This window comes from Pseudomonas sp. C11, assembly GCF_034683865.1.
GTDB lineage: Bacteria > Pseudomonadota > Gammaproteobacteria > Pseudomonadales > Pseudomonadaceae > Aquipseudomonas.
This window is the reverse complement of sequence record NZ_JAWIIP010000062.1, coordinates 1-257: the sequence shown is the minus strand read 5'-3', so window position 1 is coordinate 257 and position 257 is coordinate 1. Positions and strand designations below refer to the sequence as shown.

The 257-nt window shown below is 59.5% G+C and carries 1 pseudogene; it reads right to left on the bottom strand.

Annotated features, from left to right (window positions below):
- Window positions 1-241: pseudogene (locus tag VC352_RS24925) on the bottom strand (PLP-dependent transferase); the annotation flags it as partial.
- Window positions 242-257: the final 16 nt, after the last annotated feature.

Genomic DNA, 257 nt, shown 5'->3' with positions numbered 1-257 from the left:
TGTAACGGATACCGGCATTGGCGAGCGCCTGCGGAGACAGACGGCCATGGGAATTGGTCGCCGGAAGGGCAATGGTGGTCTTGTTATCGCCCAGGTTTGTGGTGATGGAAATAACTCGTGTGGCGTCTATCACCTTCCAGGCAGCCTCACGTCCGCCCTTTACCTCGAAGCTGACCACCTCACCAAAGTCGCCCTGCTGCCTCTTCGCCAACTCGTGCTGCGGATGGCTCGGCATGCCGGCTTATTACACCCGCTCG